Source organism: Prosthecobacter sp. Pr1 (assembly GCF_057652315.1).
This window is the reverse complement of sequence record NZ_JBYFBS010000015.1, coordinates 51,416-70,560: the sequence shown is the minus strand read 5'-3', so window position 1 is coordinate 70,560 and position 19,145 is coordinate 51,416. Positions and strand designations below refer to the sequence as shown.

At 59.8% G+C, this 19,145-nt stretch carries 8 protein-coding genes; 5 read left to right on the top strand and 3 right to left on the bottom strand.

Annotation, left to right across the window (positions count from 1 at the left end):
• Positions 1 to 31: 31 nt before the first annotated feature.
• The 3 genes from AC24GY_RS21110 (at position 32) to AC24GY_RS21100 (ending at position 4,509) form a co-directional block, all read left to right on the top strand.
• Complete coding sequence (locus AC24GY_RS21110) at positions 32 to 1,426, top strand: sulfatase (protein WP_487686888.1); 1,395 nt, start codon at positions 32 to 34, stop codon at positions 1,424 to 1,426.
• An 81-nt stretch (positions 1,427 to 1,507) separates the two neighbouring features.
• A complete protein-coding gene (locus AC24GY_RS21105; protein ID WP_487686886.1) occupies positions 1,508 to 2,923 on the top strand; it encodes a sulfatase family protein in 1,416 nt (471 codons plus the stop codon).
• Between the two features lie 68 nt (positions 2,924 to 2,991).
• Positions 2,992 to 4,509 (top strand): arylsulfatase, encoded by a 1,518-nt coding sequence (locus tag AC24GY_RS21100; protein ID WP_487686883.1) that lies wholly within the window; start codon positions 2,992 to 2,994, stop codon positions 4,507 to 4,509.
• Here AC24GY_RS21100 and AC24GY_RS21095 read toward each other — a convergent pair.
• The 3 genes from AC24GY_RS21095 to AC24GY_RS21085 all read right to left on the bottom strand — a co-directional run bounded on the left by AC24GY_RS21095 (position 4,506) and on the right by AC24GY_RS21085 (position 7,362).
• Positions 4,506 to 5,609, bottom strand: coding sequence for a radical SAM protein (locus tag AC24GY_RS21095; protein WP_487686880.1), 1,104 nt, complete (start codon positions 5,607 to 5,609; stop codon positions 4,506 to 4,508). The genes AC24GY_RS21100 and AC24GY_RS21095 overlap by 4 nt on opposite strands.
• Before the next feature lie 92 nt (positions 5,610 to 5,701).
• Positions 5,702 to 6,904, bottom strand: a complete 1,203-nt coding sequence (locus tag AC24GY_RS21090) for an NnrS family protein (RefSeq protein WP_487686877.1) — start codon at positions 6,902 to 6,904, stop codon at positions 5,702 to 5,704.
• Positions 6,901 to 7,362: a group III truncated hemoglobin gene (locus tag AC24GY_RS21085; protein ID WP_487686875.1), complete on the bottom strand. Its 462-nt coding sequence runs from the start codon at positions 7,360 to 7,362 to the stop codon at positions 6,901 to 6,903. Before AC24GY_RS21085 ends, AC24GY_RS21090 begins: the two co-directional genes overlap by 4 nt.
• Positions 7,363 to 7,526: 164 nt before the next feature.
• Between AC24GY_RS21085 and AC24GY_RS21080 the strand changes: the two genes are divergently transcribed.
• Both AC24GY_RS21080 and AC24GY_RS21075 read left to right on the top strand, forming a co-directional pair.
• Entirely contained in the window at positions 7,527 to 8,126 is a 600-nt protein-coding gene (locus AC24GY_RS21080; protein WP_487686872.1) for a globin domain-containing protein, read from the top strand.
• Positions 8,127 to 8,442: 316 nt separating this feature from the next.
• Positions 8,443 to 19,119 (top strand): Ig-like domain-containing protein, encoded by a 10,677-nt coding sequence (locus AC24GY_RS21075; RefSeq protein WP_487686870.1) that lies wholly within the window; start codon positions 8,443 to 8,445, stop codon positions 19,117 to 19,119.
• Positions 19,120 to 19,145 lie beyond the last annotated feature (26 nt).

The window sequence follows — 19,145 nt, the reverse complement described above, 5'->3', positions numbered from 1 at the left end:
CTTGGCCGCGCCAACGTTTGAGGGGCTGCTCATGAAAACACGCGCACTCCTCTTCCTGGTAATGGCACCGCTTGTTTCAGGTCAGGCAGCCACTGCGCCGAAGACCAATGTGCTGCTGATCGTGATTGATGATCAGAACGGTTTCGCGGGCCGCACGGATATTGCATCGCAGGCAGTGACGCCGCAGCTGGATCGTTTTGCGAAAAGTGGGATGACCTTTGCCAATGCACAGTGCGCTGCGCCGGTGTGCAATCCTTCGCGCACGGCCTTTCTGTCCGGCCTGCGCCCCTCCACCACGGGCATCTATGACAACAGCCAGGACTCTTTGCCAAAAGATCATCTTCTGATGCGCTCGATCTCGCTGCCGACGTACTTCCGCGATCAGGGCTATCACCTCGCGGGCGCAGGCAAAGTTTTCAGCTCCGCCATCGCCGCTGCTGCTGGCAAGCGCATCTGGGCTGAGAGCATCGAGCTGGGCCGCAAGGCCAAGAAACATGCTCCGGCACCCCCGGAAGGCGAGGGCATGAATGCCATCGGCAAGCATGCTTGGGGGCCACTCTACAAGAGCAAGGAGGAGATGGAGGACTGGAAGCTGGCCGGATGGGCGGCGGAGTTTTTGACGAAGCCGCATGAGGAGCCGTTCTTCCTGGCCTGCGGCATCGTGAAACCGCACACACCTTGGTATGTGCCGCAGGAGTACTTCGATCTCTTCCCACCCGGGAGCATCACCGTGCCTGATCTGGCTGCCGATGAAAGCGCAGGACTGCCGGAGTCCGTGCGTGAAAAAACGCACAAGACCGAGGCGGAGCTGATTCAGCGGCGCAAGCAACTGATCTCGGCCTATCTCGCCTCCTCACGCTATGCGGACGATTGCGTGGGGCGCATTCTGAAGGGCCTCACCGACGGCCCAAACCGTGAGCACACGATCGTCGTGATCTGCGGCGACAATGGCTATGAATTCGGCGAAAAGCACAACTGGTCCAAGGGCAGCCTGCGCGAGGGCTCAGCCCATGTGCCCCTTATCATCTCGGGGCCAGGGATTGCCGCGCAGCAGACCTGCATGCATCCGGTCAGCCTGCTGGATCTCTACCCCACGCTGGTAGAGATGGCCGGACTGCCCGCCAAATCTGGCCTCGATGGCGTGAGCCTCATGCCGCTGCTCAAAAATCCTGCGGCGGCTTGGGATCGTCCCGCACTCACCACCGCCGGCTACAAAAACCACGCACTACGCAATGACCGCTGGCGCTACATCCGTTATGCAGACGGTGCGGAGGAATTGTATGACTACACCACTGATCCTCTGGAGCGCAGCAACCTCGCCACCAAGCCGCAATCTGCCAAAATCAAATCCGAACTGCAGCAGTGGCTGCCAAAGCATGATGAGCCGCGCAATCCGGACTCGACGGGTGGCAAGGGGGAGGACTGAGACACTGAGCGCATGATCGCCATGATGCGAAAGAGTACCGATCTGGCTTCGTGAAGTACACGTCGCAGCCCGACCACGCACATGAAGACTCCTCTCATCACTCTGCTTTCCCTCCTCGTCTTTTTGATTTCGTCCTTGGCCGCGAAGCAGCCCAACGTGATCATCATCCTCGCGGATGATCTCGGCTATGGCGATCTCGGCTGCTATGGGCATACGCAGATCAAAACGCCTAACCTGGACCGCATGGCGGCGGAGGGTGCCAGACTCACGCAGTTCAACTGTCCGGCACCGTTTTGCGCACCCACGCGCGCCGCGCTGATGACAGGACGTTATCCGTTTCGCTGCGGCATGACGGCCAATCCCGCGCCGGATGGCGGACCGGTGGCAGATGCGCTGCATCTGCCTGAGAAGGAGGTCACGCTGGCGCAGGTCCTGAAGTCCTCTGGCTATGCCACGGGCATGGTGGGCAAATGGCACCTGGGTCACAAAGCGGGCTTTCTGCCCACGGAGCGTGGCTTTGATGAGTATTACGGCATCCCGTACTCGAATGACATGCGGCCCGTGCAGGTGCTGGAAAACACGCAGGTCATCGAATACCCCGTGGTTCAGGCCACGCTGACGCGGCGCTACACGGAGCGCGCACTGGGTTTCATCGAGCGCAGCAAGGATCGGCCCTTTTTCCTCTATCTCGCGGAGGCGATGCCGCACAAGCCGCTCGCGGCCTCCGAAGCGTTCTACAAAAAGAGCGGCGCAGGACTTTATGGGGATGCCGTGGCAGAGCTCGACTGGAGTGTGGGCCAGGTACTGGCGAAACTGAAAGAGCTGGGGTTGGATGAAACCACGCTCGTGCTTTTCAGCAGTGACAACGGTGCTTGGTTCGGCGGCAGCACCGGAGGACTGCGCGACATGAAGGGCTCGCAGTGGGAAGGCGGCTATCGCGTGCCGATGATCGCACGCTGGCCCGGCAAGATTCCTGCCGGACATGTGAGCGATCAAATGGCGATCACGATGGACCTGTTTGCCACGGTCCTGGAGGTAACGGGAGCCAAAATGCCGGATGAACGCGTGCTGGATGGCCGCAGCATCATGCCGCTTTTCACCAGCGCTGCCATGTCACCGCACGAGCACCTCTTTGGACACTTCAACTCCAAGCTGGCCAACATCCGCGATGCACGCTGGAAGCTGCACGTGCTGCCAGCCACGCAGTTGAAGCTCAAACCCGGCTCAGATGGCAGGTGGCTCGATCCTCGCGCGCCAGATGGAGTGACGATTCTCGCGCCTTACGAGCAGTACAACATCGACGCCTTTCCCGGCCTCAACACCGGGGACGCCGCGGCGAAGATGCAGCTCTTTGATCTGCAAAACGACCCTGGTGAGCAGCACGATGTGGCGGCGCAGCATCCCGAAGAAGTGAAACGGCTCATGGCCGCCTATGAGGCGATGAACAAGGACGTTCCTGTCATCGAAGAGGTGAAACGCATGCCGTACAAAAAGTAGTGCCGTGAACATCTGACCGCATTGCGTTGAAAGAGCGCGGCTTGATCCGCGTCCTCACACTCCCGACCATGAAACTCGTTCTGACCCTTCTCTTTGTCCTGACCCTGCATGCTTTCGCGGATCTCGCGGGCGGCAAGCCAAACATCATTCTCATCATGACGGATGATCAGGGTTACGCTCAACTTGCATGTCATGGGCATCCCTGGCTGAAGACACCGAACATCGATGCGCTTCACGCCCAGAGCCTGCGCTTCACGCGCTTCCTCGTCAGTCCCACATGCTCGCCCACACGCAGCGCCATCATGACGGGCCGGCATGATCTCAAAAACGGCATCACGCACACCATTCTTGAGCGCGAGCGCATGACGCTGAACGCCACCATCCTGCCACAGGTCCTTAAAACAGCAGGCTACACTTCTGGCATCTTTGGCAAATGGCACCTCGGTGATGAAGAAGCCTATCAGCCGAACAAGCGCGGCTTTGACGAAGCTTTCATTCACGGCGCAGGCGGCATCGGCCAGGCCTATCCTTGCTCCTGTGCGGATGCGCCGGACAACAAGTACACGGACCCCGTCATTCGTCACAATGGCAGCTTTGTGAAGACGCACGGCTTCTGCACAGACGTCTTCTTCACCGCCGCACTCGGCTGGATGAAGCAGCAGAAGGACAGCGGCAAGCCGTTCTTCACTTATCTGACCACCAACGCTCCGCACGGCCCGTACATCGCACCGGAGAAGAATGCCAAGCGCTTCACCGATCTTGGCTTCGGCAAAGATCAGGCCGGATTCTACGGCATGATCGAGAACATCGACGAAAACATGGGCCGCCTCGCGAAGAAGCTGAAGGAGTGGGATCTGTATAAAAACACCGTCGTCATCTTCATGTCTGACAACGGCACCACGGGCGGCGGCTCAGGCGTTCCCGGCAAGGATCTTGCGCCCGGCTATCCGTTCTTCAACGGCGATCAAGTCGGCCTGAAAGGCTCCACCGATGAAGGCGGCGTGCGCGTGCCGTTCTTCATCCGCTGGGATGGACATATCAATGCTGGGCGTGACATCAGCACCGTCGCCGCACACATTGATCTGCTGCCCACCTTTGCCGCGCTGGCTGGTGCAGAGTTGCCGAAGAACCAGGTGGAAGGCCGCAGCCTGCTGCCGCTGATTGAGGGCAAGGCCGACAAGTGGGAGGATCGCTTCCTCTTCACCCACGTGGCCCGCTGGCCCACAGGCACGGAGCCGAACACGCAGGAATTTCTCAACTACGGCGTGCGCAACCAGCGCTTCCGCTACGTGGGCCCGCGTGGTGGCGCTGGGAATCCGAAGAAGAAACAACAAGCCGCCGCCAAGCCCACGAAAGGCGCGCTCTATGACCTCGAGGCCGATCCGTATCAGAAGACGGATGTCAGCGGCGACTATCCCGAAGTGGTGCAGAAAATGAGCGCCGCCTATGACAGTTTCTGGAAGGAAGCACGCCCACTCATGGTGAATGAAACCGCGCCCATGTCTCCCACAAAGCCCTACTGGGAGCTTTATGAAAAGCAGCTCAAGTCCGGTGGCATTCCCGACTGGTCTCCGCCTTCGCTCTAACTGAGCACGGCGCTGCCCTGCCGCGGCTGATACACACAGGCCGGATCTTCCGCGAAGGGATCTCCCGTCACGCCATAGGCGCGTGCCCGGGAGCCGCCGCAGACGGTGCGGAATTCGCAGCGCCCGCATTTGCCGCCCAGCGCATCGTTGTCGCGCAGTGAGACGAAGAGCGGATGGTGCCGGTAAATCTCTGCAGGGTGCTCGTCGCGCACATTGCCGCAGTCAAAGGGCAGGAAGCCGCTGGGAGACACCACGCCGGTGTGGGAGATGAACATCACCCCGCGTCCATCGCGAATGCCAAGCGGTGAGCGCATGCCAGGGCGCTGCCTGCCACCCGCGCCATGCTTCTGAATCAGCACGCGGCGGAAGTGGTGGCCCTCCGTGGTTTTGATGGCGAAAGGGGCCTTGCCAACAAGCGAGGCCATGTCTTGAAACACGTGTTCGATGTCCAGGGGATCGGGCAAGTCGGCAATGCCGGCACGACCGGTCGGCACCAGCAGGAAGACGCTCCACATGGCGGGCTTCAGCTCAAACATGAGTTTCTTGAAGGCCTCATACTCACGCAGATTGCCGCGCGTGAGCGTGGTGTTGATCTGCACGCTTAGATCTGCCGCATGGGCTCGATGCACCGCCGCGATGGTGCGGTCAAAGGTGCCCTTCACACCGCGAAAGGCATCGTGCGTCTCGCGTGAGGCACCGTCCAGACTTAGCGAGATGCGCTCGACGCCCGCCGCTTTGATCTCCGCAAAATCCGCATTCATGAGCCGCGCCGTCGCCGAAGGGCTCAGGCCCACATGCAGCCCGGCAGCCGTCGCCTCTCGCACGAGGTCCAGCGCATCCGTGCGCATCAGCGGATCACCGCCGGTGAGAATGAGCATGGGTGGATTCAGCTCCGCGAGCTGGCGGATCAGCCGGCTAGATTCCTCACGATTCAGTTCATCGGGATGACGATGCGACTGCGCCTCGGCACGGCAGTGCTGGCACGCCAGCGCACAGGCCCGCGTGATCTCCCAAAAGACGAGAAAGGGACGTTCATCAAAGCCGTCATAGGCCATCGAGGCCACCTTGGACCACTCGGGATTCATCAGCGCAGGGTTCATGCGTGAGACTAACGGGAGGAGGACGTTGCAGTCCTTTCTATGCGTGGGGAATGTTGTGCTGATTTTGCGGGGGTGTTGGAACCCGCCGCAGCTTAATCCTCCTCATCCCGCTTCACAAAACGCCGGCGGTGCCACAGCAGCCAGAACAGCGCCAGCAGTGCCCACGTCAGTGCAGCGTAGATGTGATGGGACATCGTCGTCGAAGGCACCCAAGCGGGCGTGGCGCGGGTGATGGCGGCCAGAACGCCAAGGAAGATCAGTAAGCGCACCCACTTGCTCGTCACAAAAAAGCCGTCGAGATCGCCGCTGTGGCCAAACAGTACGCGGCTGCCAACAATGAGCATGAGCATGCCGAAGCCGCCGATGTAGAGCAGGTGCTCCACGCTGACATGCTGGGTGTAGAAGAATCCGGCCAGCGCCAGACCGAGCCAGCCGAGGATCAGCGACCAAAACAAACCCGTGGTGAGTGAGCCGCTCTGCGCCGTCTTCCAGCGCACTTCCATGAGCAAATAGCCTGCCGCCACGAGCGCGCGCAGTGCATAGCCTGCGATGATCTGGCCGCAGGCCTCCAGCAAGAAGCTGCCCACGAGCAGGATTGCCGCCATGAGAGCGCGCATGAGCTTTGTGCGGCTCTGCGCCGCCGTTTTCGGATCACCAAAATCTCCGCCGAGCATGCGTGGAAACACAAACGCGCCGATGCCCAGCACCGGCGGCAGCAGCAGTCCCTGATAAAGCAGCAAATTTGCGAGACGAAGGCGCTGTGGATCGATCAGGGTCGCTGACGACAGCAGCAACGACGCACCTGTGATGCCACAGATCAGGCCGGTGAGAGCGAGCAGCAATTGAGGAGGAGGCGCCTCCTTGCGAAACTTCACCACACGAATCACGAGGCTAAGCAGCAGCGAACCAAGCAGCGCGATGAAAAACATATCTCCCCAGGCCATGTGCAGGGTGAGATGGGAGATGCCGCAGGCCTGATGCAGCGCGAAGAGCCAGAACAGCTCCAGAGGCGTGAGCTTCGGAGCAGTGGCCATGCGCGGCCCGGCGGTGCCGAGAAAGCCGACGACGAACGCCGCACCAAAGGCCTCGATCATGATCCGCGCGTGAACGAAGCTGGGATAAAAACCAAGCTGCTGCGCATAATACAGCGGCCACAGCGCCACGCCGATGATGCTCCACACCGCACCGCTGAAAAAGAACAGGCGGTAGGGCTCCGACGCGAGCCAGCGCAGGCCATCCCGGCGCGGGCCGGTGGCCTTGTGTTTCTTGTGCTTGCAGGCGGGGAACTGGCTCATGCGGCAGGCTGCTGATAACGTGAATAACGTGCGCGTTGTTCCGGAGTGAGGTTGGCGGGATCAAAGCGGGGATCGGGCACCTGGTTGATGCGCGAGTAGATCACGTTGGCCATGTCTGCCGCGCAGCTTTTGATGTGCTCCGCGCGCTCTCCGGCAAAGAGATCATCCACCGTGCTGCGAAAGAGCTGCAGCCAGTGATCAAACTGCGCACGGCCCATGGCCGTCTGCGGCACCAGCTTCGCATGCGCGGCGATGGGATTGCCGGTGAAGCCACCGGTGCGAAAGAGCACCGTCTCCCAGAAGGCGTACATCTTGGGCAGATGCGTGGTCCAGTCTGTCTTTGCGACGTCGTTGAAGATGAACCCCAGCACCTCGTCGGTGCGCACGCGGTCGTAGAAGGTGTTCACCAGAGTTTCGATTTCGGCGCGTCCGGTGATGTCAGGCTTGGCTTCAAACATGCATTTACCATGCAACATTAAGCGCACCTGTCGCTTCTCTGTTTGTGCGGCCTTGTGCGCAGGAATTGGCGCGTGCTGGCTGCGCGCAACAAACGCGCACCTCTGCGCAGGATCGGCGCATTGATGCATCGGCGATGCAACTTATTAAATAGCCCAACCAAACCATGAAACTTATTCTCTCCTCCATCGTCACCATCACCGCTGTCATGACCCTGCTGGTCAATGCCGCCGCGCTCGCGGTCGAACCCGCTGCCGTAGCCACTGAAACAGCCTCCAACACCGTCTGCCCGATCAGCGGCAAACCGGTCGATCCTGCCATCACCGCCGACTACGAAGGCCGGAAATGGTCCTTTGCCCAGGAAGCCTGCAAAACCAAATGGCTGAAGGCCCGCGAAGACAGCCTGTATCAAAAGCTGGGAGGCAAGGCCGCCATGGAGGCTGCGGTGGACGCCTTCTATGTCAAAGTGCTGGCCGATGACCGCGTGAAGCATTTCTTCGACGACGTGAGCATGGACAAACAGCGCCGGAAGCAGAAGGAATTCCTCAGCGCCGCCTTCGGTGGTCCGCTGCCATGGACCGGCAAGGACATGCGCAAAGCCCACGAGGGCATGGGCCTGACCGAGGTGCATTTCAACGCCATCGCTGAAAACCTCGTGAACACTTTGAAGGATCTCAAGATCAGCCAGGAACTCATCGACCAGGTCGTCGCCGTCGCGCTCACGACCAAGGACGATGTGCTTGGCCGTCCGAAGAAGGCCAACTGAGAGCCGTCCCTCTCTCGTTGACCCAAACATACCGCCGTAGTGAGTGCCGGGAGTCGCTCGCTGCGGCGGTTTTGTTTTATTCAAGCGTCCTCGGGTGGAGTTTGGAATTTCCCGCAGGGTGTATAGATAGGATTTTATCCCAATTAAATAATGGGTCTGCCTAGGAAACAGAAAGGAAACAGTTGAATTCTGGGGCGGAATTTCGTAATTCTGGCCGTATATGCTCCGACGATTTTTTGTCCCTGTTTTAACCCTCGTGCTGCTGACCTTGGTCGGATGGTACCTTTTTGGGACAAGAGAAATTGCCCCACCTTTAGTGTCCAAGCCCCCTGCGGACGCCGGGGCGCTCAAATCCAGCCCGCCGAATTTAAAACCTGCCCCGACTGCTGCCCCCGCCGTTTTTGGCACCCGCGAGGCCAATCCCGAGGTCAAAGCTCAGCCGGCACCGTATATCGCGCCGCAGAAGCCGGCGGATCTGGCGGCCACTACGGAGCGGGCCCGCTTCCTGCAAGACGCGCGCATTTTGCAGGAACGCGCCACGCCGCCGGATGCGCAGGGAAACTTCACCAAGAAGCGGGTGGTGGAGGCAAAGTTCAAATACCCGTTCCTGCGCATTGAGGAGTCATGGAAACGTGATGCGGCGACAGGTGTGGAAACCATGCAGGAGCAGAAGGTGATGGTGGCGGACCATTTTCTCCTGACGCTGAAAGACGGAGTGACCGCCGGGGAGCTGCAAACGGTGCTGGACGGCCTGGGCGGCAAGGTGCGCAGGCATCTGCCGAATTCGCAGGTTTACATTGTGGAAACGGGCACTTCTGACCTGGACTTGTACGACATCAAGCTGAAGGATTTCCGGCTGAGCGGGGCTGCGATGCAGATCGTGGAACCGGACTACGTGGTCTTTGCTTCGCTGACGCCGAACGATCCTTCCTTCTCCTCCCTGTGGGGCATGAACAACACCGGCCAGAGTGGTGGAGTGGGCGACGCGGACATTGACGCGCCGGAGGCCTGGGATGTCGCCCGGGGCAGCTCTGCCGTCGTGGTCGGCATCATCGACACGGGAATTGACTATACCCATCCTGATCTGGCGGCAAACATGTGGCTGAATGCCGGCGAAATCCCGGGGAACGGGATTGATGACGATGGCAATGGCTACATCGACGACATGCGGGGCTGGGATTTCGTGTCGAATGACAATGATCCGGCCGATGACCATTATCACGGGACGCACTGTGCAGGGACCATCGGCGCGGTGGGAGACAACGGCATCGGAGTCGCCGGGGTTTGTCATACGGTGCGGCTGATGGCGCTGAAATTCCTCTCCGGCAGCGGCGGAGGTTCGACCTCAGACGCCATCGAGGCCGTGCTGTATGCGACGGCGAACCACGTGACCCTGACATCCAACAGCTGGGGCGGTGGCGGCTATTCGCAGACCTTGAAAAATGCGATCGACGCCGCAGGGACGGCCGGCATTCTGTTTGTGGCGGCGGCAGGGAACAGCGGCATCAACACGGACCTGTCTGCCTCCTATCCCGCCTCCTATGACTCGGCGAACATCATCTCCGTGGCCGCCAGCGACAACGCGGATGTGCTGGCCAGCTTCACCAACTATGGTGCCACCACGGTGGATCTGGCGGCACCTGGGGTGAGCATTTACTCCACCAGTCCGGGTGGTGGTTACCGCACGCTGAGCGGCACCTCCATGGCGTGTCCGCACGTGGCAGGCGCCTGTGCCTTGATCAAATCAGCCCGTCCCGCGATGAACTGGTCGGACATCAAGAGCTCGCTGATGAGCAATGTCGATGGGGTGGCGGGGATGACCGGCAAGGTGGCGGCGAACGGGCGCATGAACCTGGCACGCGCCTTGATCATCGCATCGGAGCCGTATGTGACACTGACTGCACTGCAGGCCTCCGACAGCGGCCTGCAGGGAGGTGCTGGCAACAACGACGGTGTGCTGAATCCCGCCGAGGACATCACGCTGGCGGTGACATTGAAAAATGTGGGGGCGAAAACTGCCAAGGGCGCCGCGAGCACGCTGACGGTGACGTCTGCGGGGAACAAGGTGACCGTGCTTCAGGGCAGCAACTCGTGGGGCGATCTTGCCGTGGGTGGCACCGCGTCCACCGGAGGTACGCCTTTTCTCATCCGGATCGCCGCAGACACCCCTACGCCGCATGTTTTTTCGCTGATTTTGAACACGACGGACACCGACGGCCACGCGTGGACCTCCCAGGCACAGCTCACGGTTTTCACCAGCAGCACCGTGTCCGGCCGGGTGACGGCGGTGACGGGCGGCTCGGGCATCGCAGCAGCTTTGATCAACTACACCGGGACGTCCACGGGCAGCGTCGTGACGGCGGCCGATGGCACCTACAGTGTGAAACTTACCGACGGAACTTATGAGTTCCGCGCCACAGCGCCCGGCTACAATCCGTCCGCGAGCACCTCCGTGACTGTGCCGCCAAATCCTGCCGCGGTTGATTTTGCGCTCGGGAAATCTCGCATCCAGGTTGCACCTTCCACCCTTGCCTCCACCCAGTATGAGGATGCGGTGGCCACGAAAACCCTGACGCTGACCAACAATGGTGACCAGCCGCTGACATTTGACGTCAATTCGGTGCCGCGCAGCTCGGTGCTTTCACTGGACCCGGGCACGGCCAGCATTCAGGCTCCGCCGATTCTGGGTGTGCTGGATGCGGCGGCCGAGACGCAGCCTGCAGGCGTGAAGCAGCTCATGCGCATCGCGTCGGGATCGACGCCACTGCCATTTTCGGACGGCTTCGAAAGCGGCACCTTGAACGGATGGGCAACCGGTTCCGGTGCCGGCACACGAGAAATCGTGTCCAGCACGGCCGCCTCAGGCAGCAAGAGTTTTCACTACAACTACCAGGGAAGCACCGATCACTTTCATGGCATCAACCGTGACTTCAGCCCTGGCTCCAAGCCCAAAACCATCTCCTTCTGGGTGAGATCCGGCTCCACGACCACTCATGATGGCTACTTCGTGCTCACAGACGGCACCTATGGTGATGACTTGATCTGGTTCTTTGCACGGGGTTCAGGCAAGTTTTACGTCAATGGCGATGTCGGTGGCGACGAGACCTTCAGCTATCAGGCCAATGTGTGGTACCACGTCGAGTTTCAGGATCTCGACTGGACGGCGAAAAATTTCGACTACTACGTCAACGGCACGCTGGTGAAGGCCAACATTCCATTCCGGAATGCGGCGTATGTGGACGAAGTTTCTCAGCTGTGGCTTTATAACTTCAGCACGGGGTCCGAAGCCTGGTGGGATGACATCCGCATGATGGATTCCAGCCTGAGCTGGCTGTCCCAGACACCCACCGGCGCCACGCTGGCACCCGGGCAGTCCACCACACTCACCGTGACCTTTGATGCGACCGGCAAGCTTGCGGGAGATTATCTGGGCCAGATTGACATCAGTTCGAATGATCCTGCCAACCCCGTGGTGTCCGTGCCGGTGACCATGACGGTGCAGCAGCAGCCCAACACGCCGCCCGTGGCGGATGCGCAGACCGTCACGTTCAATGAAGATACACAGGCGGTCATCACGCTTACAGGCAGTGATGTGGATGGCAACGCCCTCACCGCGCAAATTCAGACGCTGCCTGCCCAGGGCAGCCTGTACCAGACGAGCGATGGCACCAGCATGGGCGAACGCATTGTCACAGTGCCGGCGATCGTTTCCAACAACGCGAAAAAAGTCATCTTTGTGCCGCCGCCGAACGAGAACGGCACGCCTTATACCAGCTTCCAGTTTGTGCTGAATGACAAGCGCTCCCAGTCCACAGCGGCCACGGTGACGGTCAATGTCACGACGGTGAATGACCTCCCGGTGGCCTTCAATGATTTTGCCTCCGGCCTGCCAGGGCAGATGATCACGCCCATCACGGTGCTGGCGAATGACATCGATCCCGATGGCCAGACTTTGACAGTCAGTTCCTTCACCCAGGGTCTCAAAGGAACCGTGGCCAGCAATGGGGACGGTACGCTGAGCTTCACCCCCAGCGGCAGCTTTACCAGCGGGCAGGACTCCTTTTCTTACACCATCAATGATGGTGCCGGAGGCAGCGCCACCGCCACGGTGACCGTGTACGTGGGCCTCTTGGCCGCCGGGCCCTGGCCCATGGTTGGCGGCAACACGGCGCACACCGGCTTTTATCCGGGCACCCTGAACGGGCAGACGTTTTCGCAGGCATGGACGCTGCAGGTGGCTCCGCAGGCACTCAATCAGGTGTCCATTGGGGAAGGAAGAGTCTTTGCGACGCCGAACATCTATTACAACGAAACGCAGGTTAGCGCGGTGGATCTGGCCACAGGGCTCCTGGCGTGGAAAAAAACATGGCCTGTCCAGGCCTACCAGATGAATGGCCCCGCCTATTTTGGCGGCGCATTATATGTGCAACGTTCGAAATCTACCACCTACACGGATTCTCCTGAGATAGTCAGCATCAATGCGGGCAGTGGTGCGCTGAATTGGTCCTCCAATCTCTCAAGTTTGTCGTCCGGCTATATGCCCGCGACAGTCACTGACACATCAGTGTTTATGAGCAGCGGCTTCAGTATCGGCGGCGTGGCCTGCTTTAACCGCACAACGGGCAGCCAGCAGTTCTTTAACAACACTCTGGAGACAGGCGACGGCTGGACGCCCGGTGTCTATAATGGCAAGGTCTATTCCTTCGTCACCAGCAAGTTCCGCCAGCACAACATGGCCACGGGTGCTGTCGAATGGATGGTGGATCTGATTTGGGCAAACATGCACACGACCATATCTCACACCATGGCCATCGCCTCGGGTGCAGCATTCGTCGTAAATGTCAGTTCCGCATCGAGTGGTGAACTCGTCTGCATTGATCTGACCACCCAGGCTGTGCGCTGGCGTGTGCCGGGTGTCCTGATCGGCACGCCAGCCGTGGCTGGAGCGTCGGTCTATGCCTTTGACACTTCAGGGAATGTCAAGGCCTACGACACCGCCACCGGCACCCTGCAGAAGACCTACACCACGGGGATCGGCACCTACGGCACCTACCAGCCCATTGTCACCAACGATGCTCTCATTGCCTCCTCCGCGACGAGCACTGCCGTTCACGATCTGAGCACCGGCACAAAAATCCAGACAATCGCCGCCGGGGGCATCCCCAGCCTCAGCAACGGCTATCTGCTGCTGGCAGGAACCGATGGAGTTTTGCGGTGCTACGCCGCATTGATCAACACCTCCCCCGTCGCCACGGCGCTGACCGCTACCTGCGTGGAGGATCAGACCGTCACCCTGACACTTCCTGGGACAGACGCTGACAGCGATCCCCTCGCCGGTCTCATCACTGCCCTGCCAGCCAAAGGCACTCTCTACCAGACCACGGACGGCGTGCAGGTGGGGAATCCGATCACCCAAGTGCCCGTCATCGTACAAAACCCGGCGCGCAAGGTGATCTACCGCCCTGCACCTGATGGTTTTGGCACCCCCTACACAACGTTCAAATTCAGGATTAACGACGGCAAGATCAGTTCCACCGAGGCCGCAGCCACGATCAATGTCACTAATGTCAATGACCCTCCCATCGCGGTGAATGACACGATCTATCTGCGACCAGGCAACACCCTGGCGGCCTGCCTGCCGGCAGCCAATGATGTGGACGTGGATGGCGAGGTGCTGCAGACCGTCTCCTTCACCACTCCGTCCAAGGGCTCTCTCACTCAGAATGGAGATGGCTCCCTGCGCTATGTGCCACAAGCGGATTTCCAGGAAGGCTCCGACAGCTTCCAGTACACGATTCAAGATGGTGCGGGCTTGAGATCTACAGGAGTCGTGCAGGTTCTCGTCAGTGCCTCCTATGGCACGGAGTGGACGCAGTTCGGCAATGGGCCGGATCATACTGGACGCTATCCTGGTTCGCTTGGGACGCAGACCTGGGTCCAGCGGTGGGAATACGCTTCCACCATTGCCATGACACCCCTCGCAGTGGCTGGAGGAAAAGTCTTCGTGGCTCCTACGGACAGCGTCAATGGATACAGCTATTTGATTGCGCTAAATGAAAGCACTGGCGCAGAAGTGTGGCGCGCGCAGATGGCCGCAGGCGGTGTGAATCCGCCCAGCTTTTATCAAGGCAAGGTGTACATCCAGCATGCGGTTACCAATGACTATCGCGTTCGTTCGTTCGATGCGGCAAGCGGTGCCGCCCTGTGGAGTACTTCGTATGGAAGTCAGGGTTACCGACATTACTCGCCGGCGGTGTCGGATCTTGGTGTGTGTATTAACGGAGGCACTTTCGGGGGCATCTACGGGTTTGACCGCACGACGGGAACACAGAAGTTTTTCAACTCGACTCTGGCTCAATATGATCGTTGGACACCCGGAGTTTATAACGGGCAGGTGTATTCTTTTGTCGAAGGCAAGCTGCGCCAGCATCATCCCGACACCGGCGTCTCTCAATGGACGCTGGATCTCGGATGGAATTGGTCCGGCTGGTCGATGGACCGGGTTATCTGTCTGGACTCTGGCAAAGCCTATGTCGTAAACAATACTGCAAGCGGCAGCGAGCTGGTATGTGTCGATCTTGCAGGGCCGGCGGTGACGTGGCGTGTCTCAGGGGCGTTCACCGGCACTCCCGCCGCCTCCAACGGCGTCGTGTACGCATGCAGCGGTGGCGTGGTGAAAGGATTCAATGCTTCCAGTGGCCGGTCAGTGGCCGATTACACCGCCGGCACGGAAACCAGCCTGAACGGAGCTCCTGTAGTCAGCAACGACCTTCTGATGATCGGTTCCTCCAGCAAGACCTATATCTTCAATCTCGCTACGCGCGCATTGATTCAGACGCTGAGTTTCGGCAGTCAGATCGCCGTCGCCAACGATCTCCTTTACCTTTCCGGCGCGGATAACAAAGTGCACGTCTATGGCAGAGGCGTACCGACGAATCTGGCACCCGTTGCGCAGGCGGCTCAAGTTGGTATTCTTGAGGAGGCGGAGGTCGCCATCAAACTCGAAGGCACGGATGGCAATGGAGAAGTGCTCAGTTATGTGGTTCGCACACTTCCGACACAGGGGACTCTGTATCAAACGACCGACGGTTCCACCAAGGGGGCCGTGATCAACCAAGTGCCGGCCCAGGTGCTTAACAGCACTGGTGCCATCATTTACCAGGCCCCGTTCAATGTATTTGGTGCAGGCGCCGGGTCGTTCACCTTCACGGCGCATGATCAAATCTCCTCCTCCGCTACAGCCACGATCACCGTCAACATCACGCCGGTCAATGACCCTCCAGTGGCAGTCTCTGACCTTGTGGCCCTTCGTCCGGGCGAGCCCCTGCTGAATTTCCGCCCCGAAGCCAATGATCGTGACCCGGACGGGGATCTGCTCTCGGTGGTGGCTTTCACCCAAGGCACTTCGGGGCAGGTCACGCAGAGTGCAGACGGCTCTCTGCAGTATGTTCCCGATGAGGGCTTCACCACGGGCACGGATGCCTTCACCTACATGATTCGCGATGCTGCAGATGTGCATGCCACCGGCACGGTGAGCATCACCCTCAGCACCACCTTGGGTCGCGCCTGGCCCACCTTTGGCGCGGGTCCGGATCACACAGGCTTCCAGCCCATCCGGCTCGGCACGACGATCTTCACGCAGCGCTGGCAGTCAAACCAGACCTATGCCGCCAGACAGCTCGCCATCGCCGAGGGGCGCGTTTATGCCAGCCTGATAAACTTTAATGGTCTGACAGCTCAGAGCTTGGTCGCAGTGGACACCGCCTCGGGTGGGGAGCTGTGGAGGTCAAACTTTCCCTCAGGGACCTCCACAAATCCCCCCACTTGGTTCAATGGGAACGTTTTCATGCAAAACGGCAACAGCTACAACAGCCGGTTCTACAATCTGAATGCGACAACCGGTGCCACACTCTGGAATTCCCCTTTTTCCGCTCAATTTGAGACCTACTATGCCCCTGCAGCAGATGCCTCGGGTGTCTACATTAATGGTGGGAACTACGGGGGCATGTATGGTTTCAATCCATCATCCGGGGCGCAGTTGTTTTTCCAGAGCCTTGACCAATATGACCAGTGGACGCCCACACTTTACAATGATGGTCTGTATTCCTTCGTGAAAGGCGTCTTCCGCAGTCATAACAAGACCACTGGTGCCACACTGTGGAACCTGAATTTTGGCTGGTCAGGGGGGTATTCCATGAATCGGACCGCAGCTTGTTTGAACGACCGGGCCTACCTCGTCAATGACTCCGTGACCATTCCGGCTGGTGATCAAGAACTCATCTGCGTGGATCTCGTCCTTCATTCGGCTGCATGGAAAGTGCGGGGCAAGTTTACTGGCACACCTGCTCTGGCACATCAGTCCGTGTTTGCCATCTCCAATGGCAACTCCATCAAATCCTATGATGCCACCACGGGTGCTTACATTGGAGTGTACCCTCTGCCGGGGACGGACACCGGTCTCACCGTGCAGCCTATTGTCACCAACGATTCCGTCATCGCCTCTTCGGCCACGAAGACCTATGTCTTCGATCTCGGCAGCCATGCCCTGCGCCAGACCATCGCTTTTGGCGGCAACATCAGCCTCGCTGGTGAATCCCTCTACATTGCCTCCAGTAACGGCATCATTCGTGCCTTCGGTGTGCCAGATGCACTGAACCACTCACCGGTGGCTCTGGCGCAGACCGCCACAACACCGGAGGATACGCGCGTAACCTTCACGCTGCAGGCCACGGACGCGGACAATGACTCTGTGAACTTTGTGATCTCCACCCTGCCAACCCTCGGCACCTTGTATCAAACAAGTGATGGGACCTCTGTCGGCACCCCCATCACTACAGCAACCACCCTGGTCACCAATGCAGCAGGCAAAGTCATCTACCAACCAGCTGCCGACCGCTTTGGCTCACCTCTGACGAGCTTCCAGTTCGCGGCCAGCGATGGAAAGGCTGTTTCCGCCCCAGTCACGGCCACCGTCATAGTCCAGCCCGTCAACGATGCGCCCATTGCGCGTGCGGATGCTCGTGTGGCGCAGCCGGGGCAGATCGTCAGCCCTCTACGTGAACGGCTCAACGACTTCGATGTGGACGGGGATTTGCTCACCGTTGTTTCCTTCACGCAGCCGACGCTTGGCACGGTCGCCTTCAATTCAGACGGCACGCTGTGCTATCGTGCGCCTTCAGATGTGGCCGTGGGAAGCACCCAGTTCAGCTACACCATCACCGATCCGTCAGGGGCCACCGCCAGTGCGAACGTCGTCATCTCCATTGTGGAGAACATCACGGGGGCCTGGCCCACCTTTGGCAACAGCCCCGCACATACGGGCTACTCCTCATCCGCACTTGGCCGCACCGGCTGGGCTCAGCGTTGGAGCTATAGCACGGGCAGCAGCGGCAACAACCTGCAGCCCGTCGTCAGCGCCAGCGGCAGGATTTTCGCCTCCTTCCGCGACTCCTTAAGCCGCGTCGTCGCCATTGATGCCAGCAGTGGCGCCCAGCTTTGGTCAAGCAGTTTCGCCAGTGCCTACTCCATGAATCCGCCCACCTGCTATGACGGACGTGTGTATGTGCAGCGCGGCAATCATAGCGGCGACTCCCAGCTTATTGCCTTGCAGGAAGACACCGGCACCACCGCCTGGTCTGCACCTTTTGCCGCGCAGTCGGAGAGCTACATGGCGCCAGCGGTGACGAATCTCGGTGTTTTCGTCAATGGCGGCACCTATGGCGGCATCTATGGTTTCGCTCTCGCTGACGGTTTGCAGAAGTTCTTTCTGACCAAGCCACAATCATCCGGATGGACGCCCTCCATTTTGGACTCCGAAGTTTACGCCTTTGTGAATGGCGACTTTGTCCGCCATAATCCTTCGACTGGTGCCGTCCTTTGGACCCGGTCTCTTGGCTGGGGCGGTTTTGGTTACAGCATGGACCGCACCACCGCGCTGGACAGCCGCCGCGCCTATCTCGTCAACGACAGCCCCACGACCGTCTATTACGATGAAGATCTCACCTGCATCAATCTCGACACCCAAACTGTCGTCTGGTCTGTGAATGGCGACTTCACCGGCACTCCTGCCATCTCCAACGGCACCGTCTTTGCACTCAGTGGGAACGTCGTCCAGGCTCGTCTGGCAGCGGATGGCAGCCTCATCACCACGTATGACACGCCATCCGGCACCTACCTTTCCGGCCAGCCCATTGTCACGGATGACCTCGTCATCGCCGCCTCTGACAGCAATACGTTTATCTTTGGCCGCTACGACAGCACATTGATCGCCACGCTGAACCGCGGAGGAAGCCCTGCCGTGGTCGATGATGCGCTGATCATCTCCAGCCCGGCCACCGGCACCGTCTCCGCATGGGCTGCGCAGCCGGCGATCACCTTCACGCCGCCCGGGGGCAGCTTTGACCAGCCGGTGGGCGTGATCATCGGTGCGGCGGATCCCACCACCAGAATCCACTACACTGTCGATGGCTCGGCACCAGATTTCACCAGCCCATGGCTTGTCTCCGGGGCTCCCGTCCGCATGAGCTGGAGTGGCAAAATCCGCGCCATCTCCGTCAAAGGCTCGGAAGTCAGCCGCATCCATGAGGCTTCCTTCACCATTGCCGACTCTGATGGCGATGGCATTGCCGACTGGTGGGAAATGCAGTTCTACGGCAGTCTTTCCGCCGCCACGGCCGCCTCTGACAGCGATGGGGATGGAATGACCGACCTTGCCGAGTTCAAAGCTGGCACGGACCCTCGTTCCGCCTTGGACCGACTGGAGACGGCGCCCAGCATTTCGCATGCTGTACCCGGCAACGAACTGGTGTTGACCTGGAAATCCAAGGCCGGACGCCTCTACATCGTGGAATCGTCCAGTGATCTCAAAAACTGGGTTCCCGTATCGGCGGTTCTGGAGGGCACGGGTGCCACGATGAACCAGAGCATGAGCATGAATTCGAATGCCACCTTGTTCGGGAGAGTTCGCGTGCTGCCAGCTTTGATGTCGCCGTGATCCGCCCGTGGCACGAGGAGAACAAC

Bases quoted from the DNA above. Each gene is read 5' to 3' on its own strand.
- AC24GY_RS21110 (WP_487686888.1), top strand. From the start codon at position 32: ATGAAAACACGCGCACTCCTCTTCCTGGTAATGGCACCGCTTGTTTCA.
- AC24GY_RS21090 (WP_487686877.1), bottom strand. From the start codon at position 6,904: ATGAGCCAGTTCCCCGCCTGCAAGCACAAGAAACACAAGGCCACCGGC.
- AC24GY_RS21085 (WP_487686875.1), bottom strand. From the start codon at position 7,362: ATGTTTGAAGCCAAGCCTGACATCACCGGACGCGCCGAAATCGAAACT.
- AC24GY_RS21100 (WP_487686883.1), top strand. From the start codon at position 2,992: ATGAAACTCGTTCTGACCCTTCTCTTTGTCCTGACCCTGCATGCTTTC.
- AC24GY_RS21105 (WP_487686886.1), top strand. From the start codon at position 1,508: ATGAAGACTCCTCTCATCACTCTGCTTTCCCTCCTCGTCTTTTTGATT.
- AC24GY_RS21095 (WP_487686880.1), bottom strand. From the start codon at position 5,609: ATGAACCCTGCGCTGATGAATCCCGAGTGGTCCAAGGTGGCCTCGATG.
- AC24GY_RS21080 (WP_487686872.1), top strand. From the start codon at position 7,527: ATGAAACTTATTCTCTCCTCCATCGTCACCATCACCGCTGTCATGACC.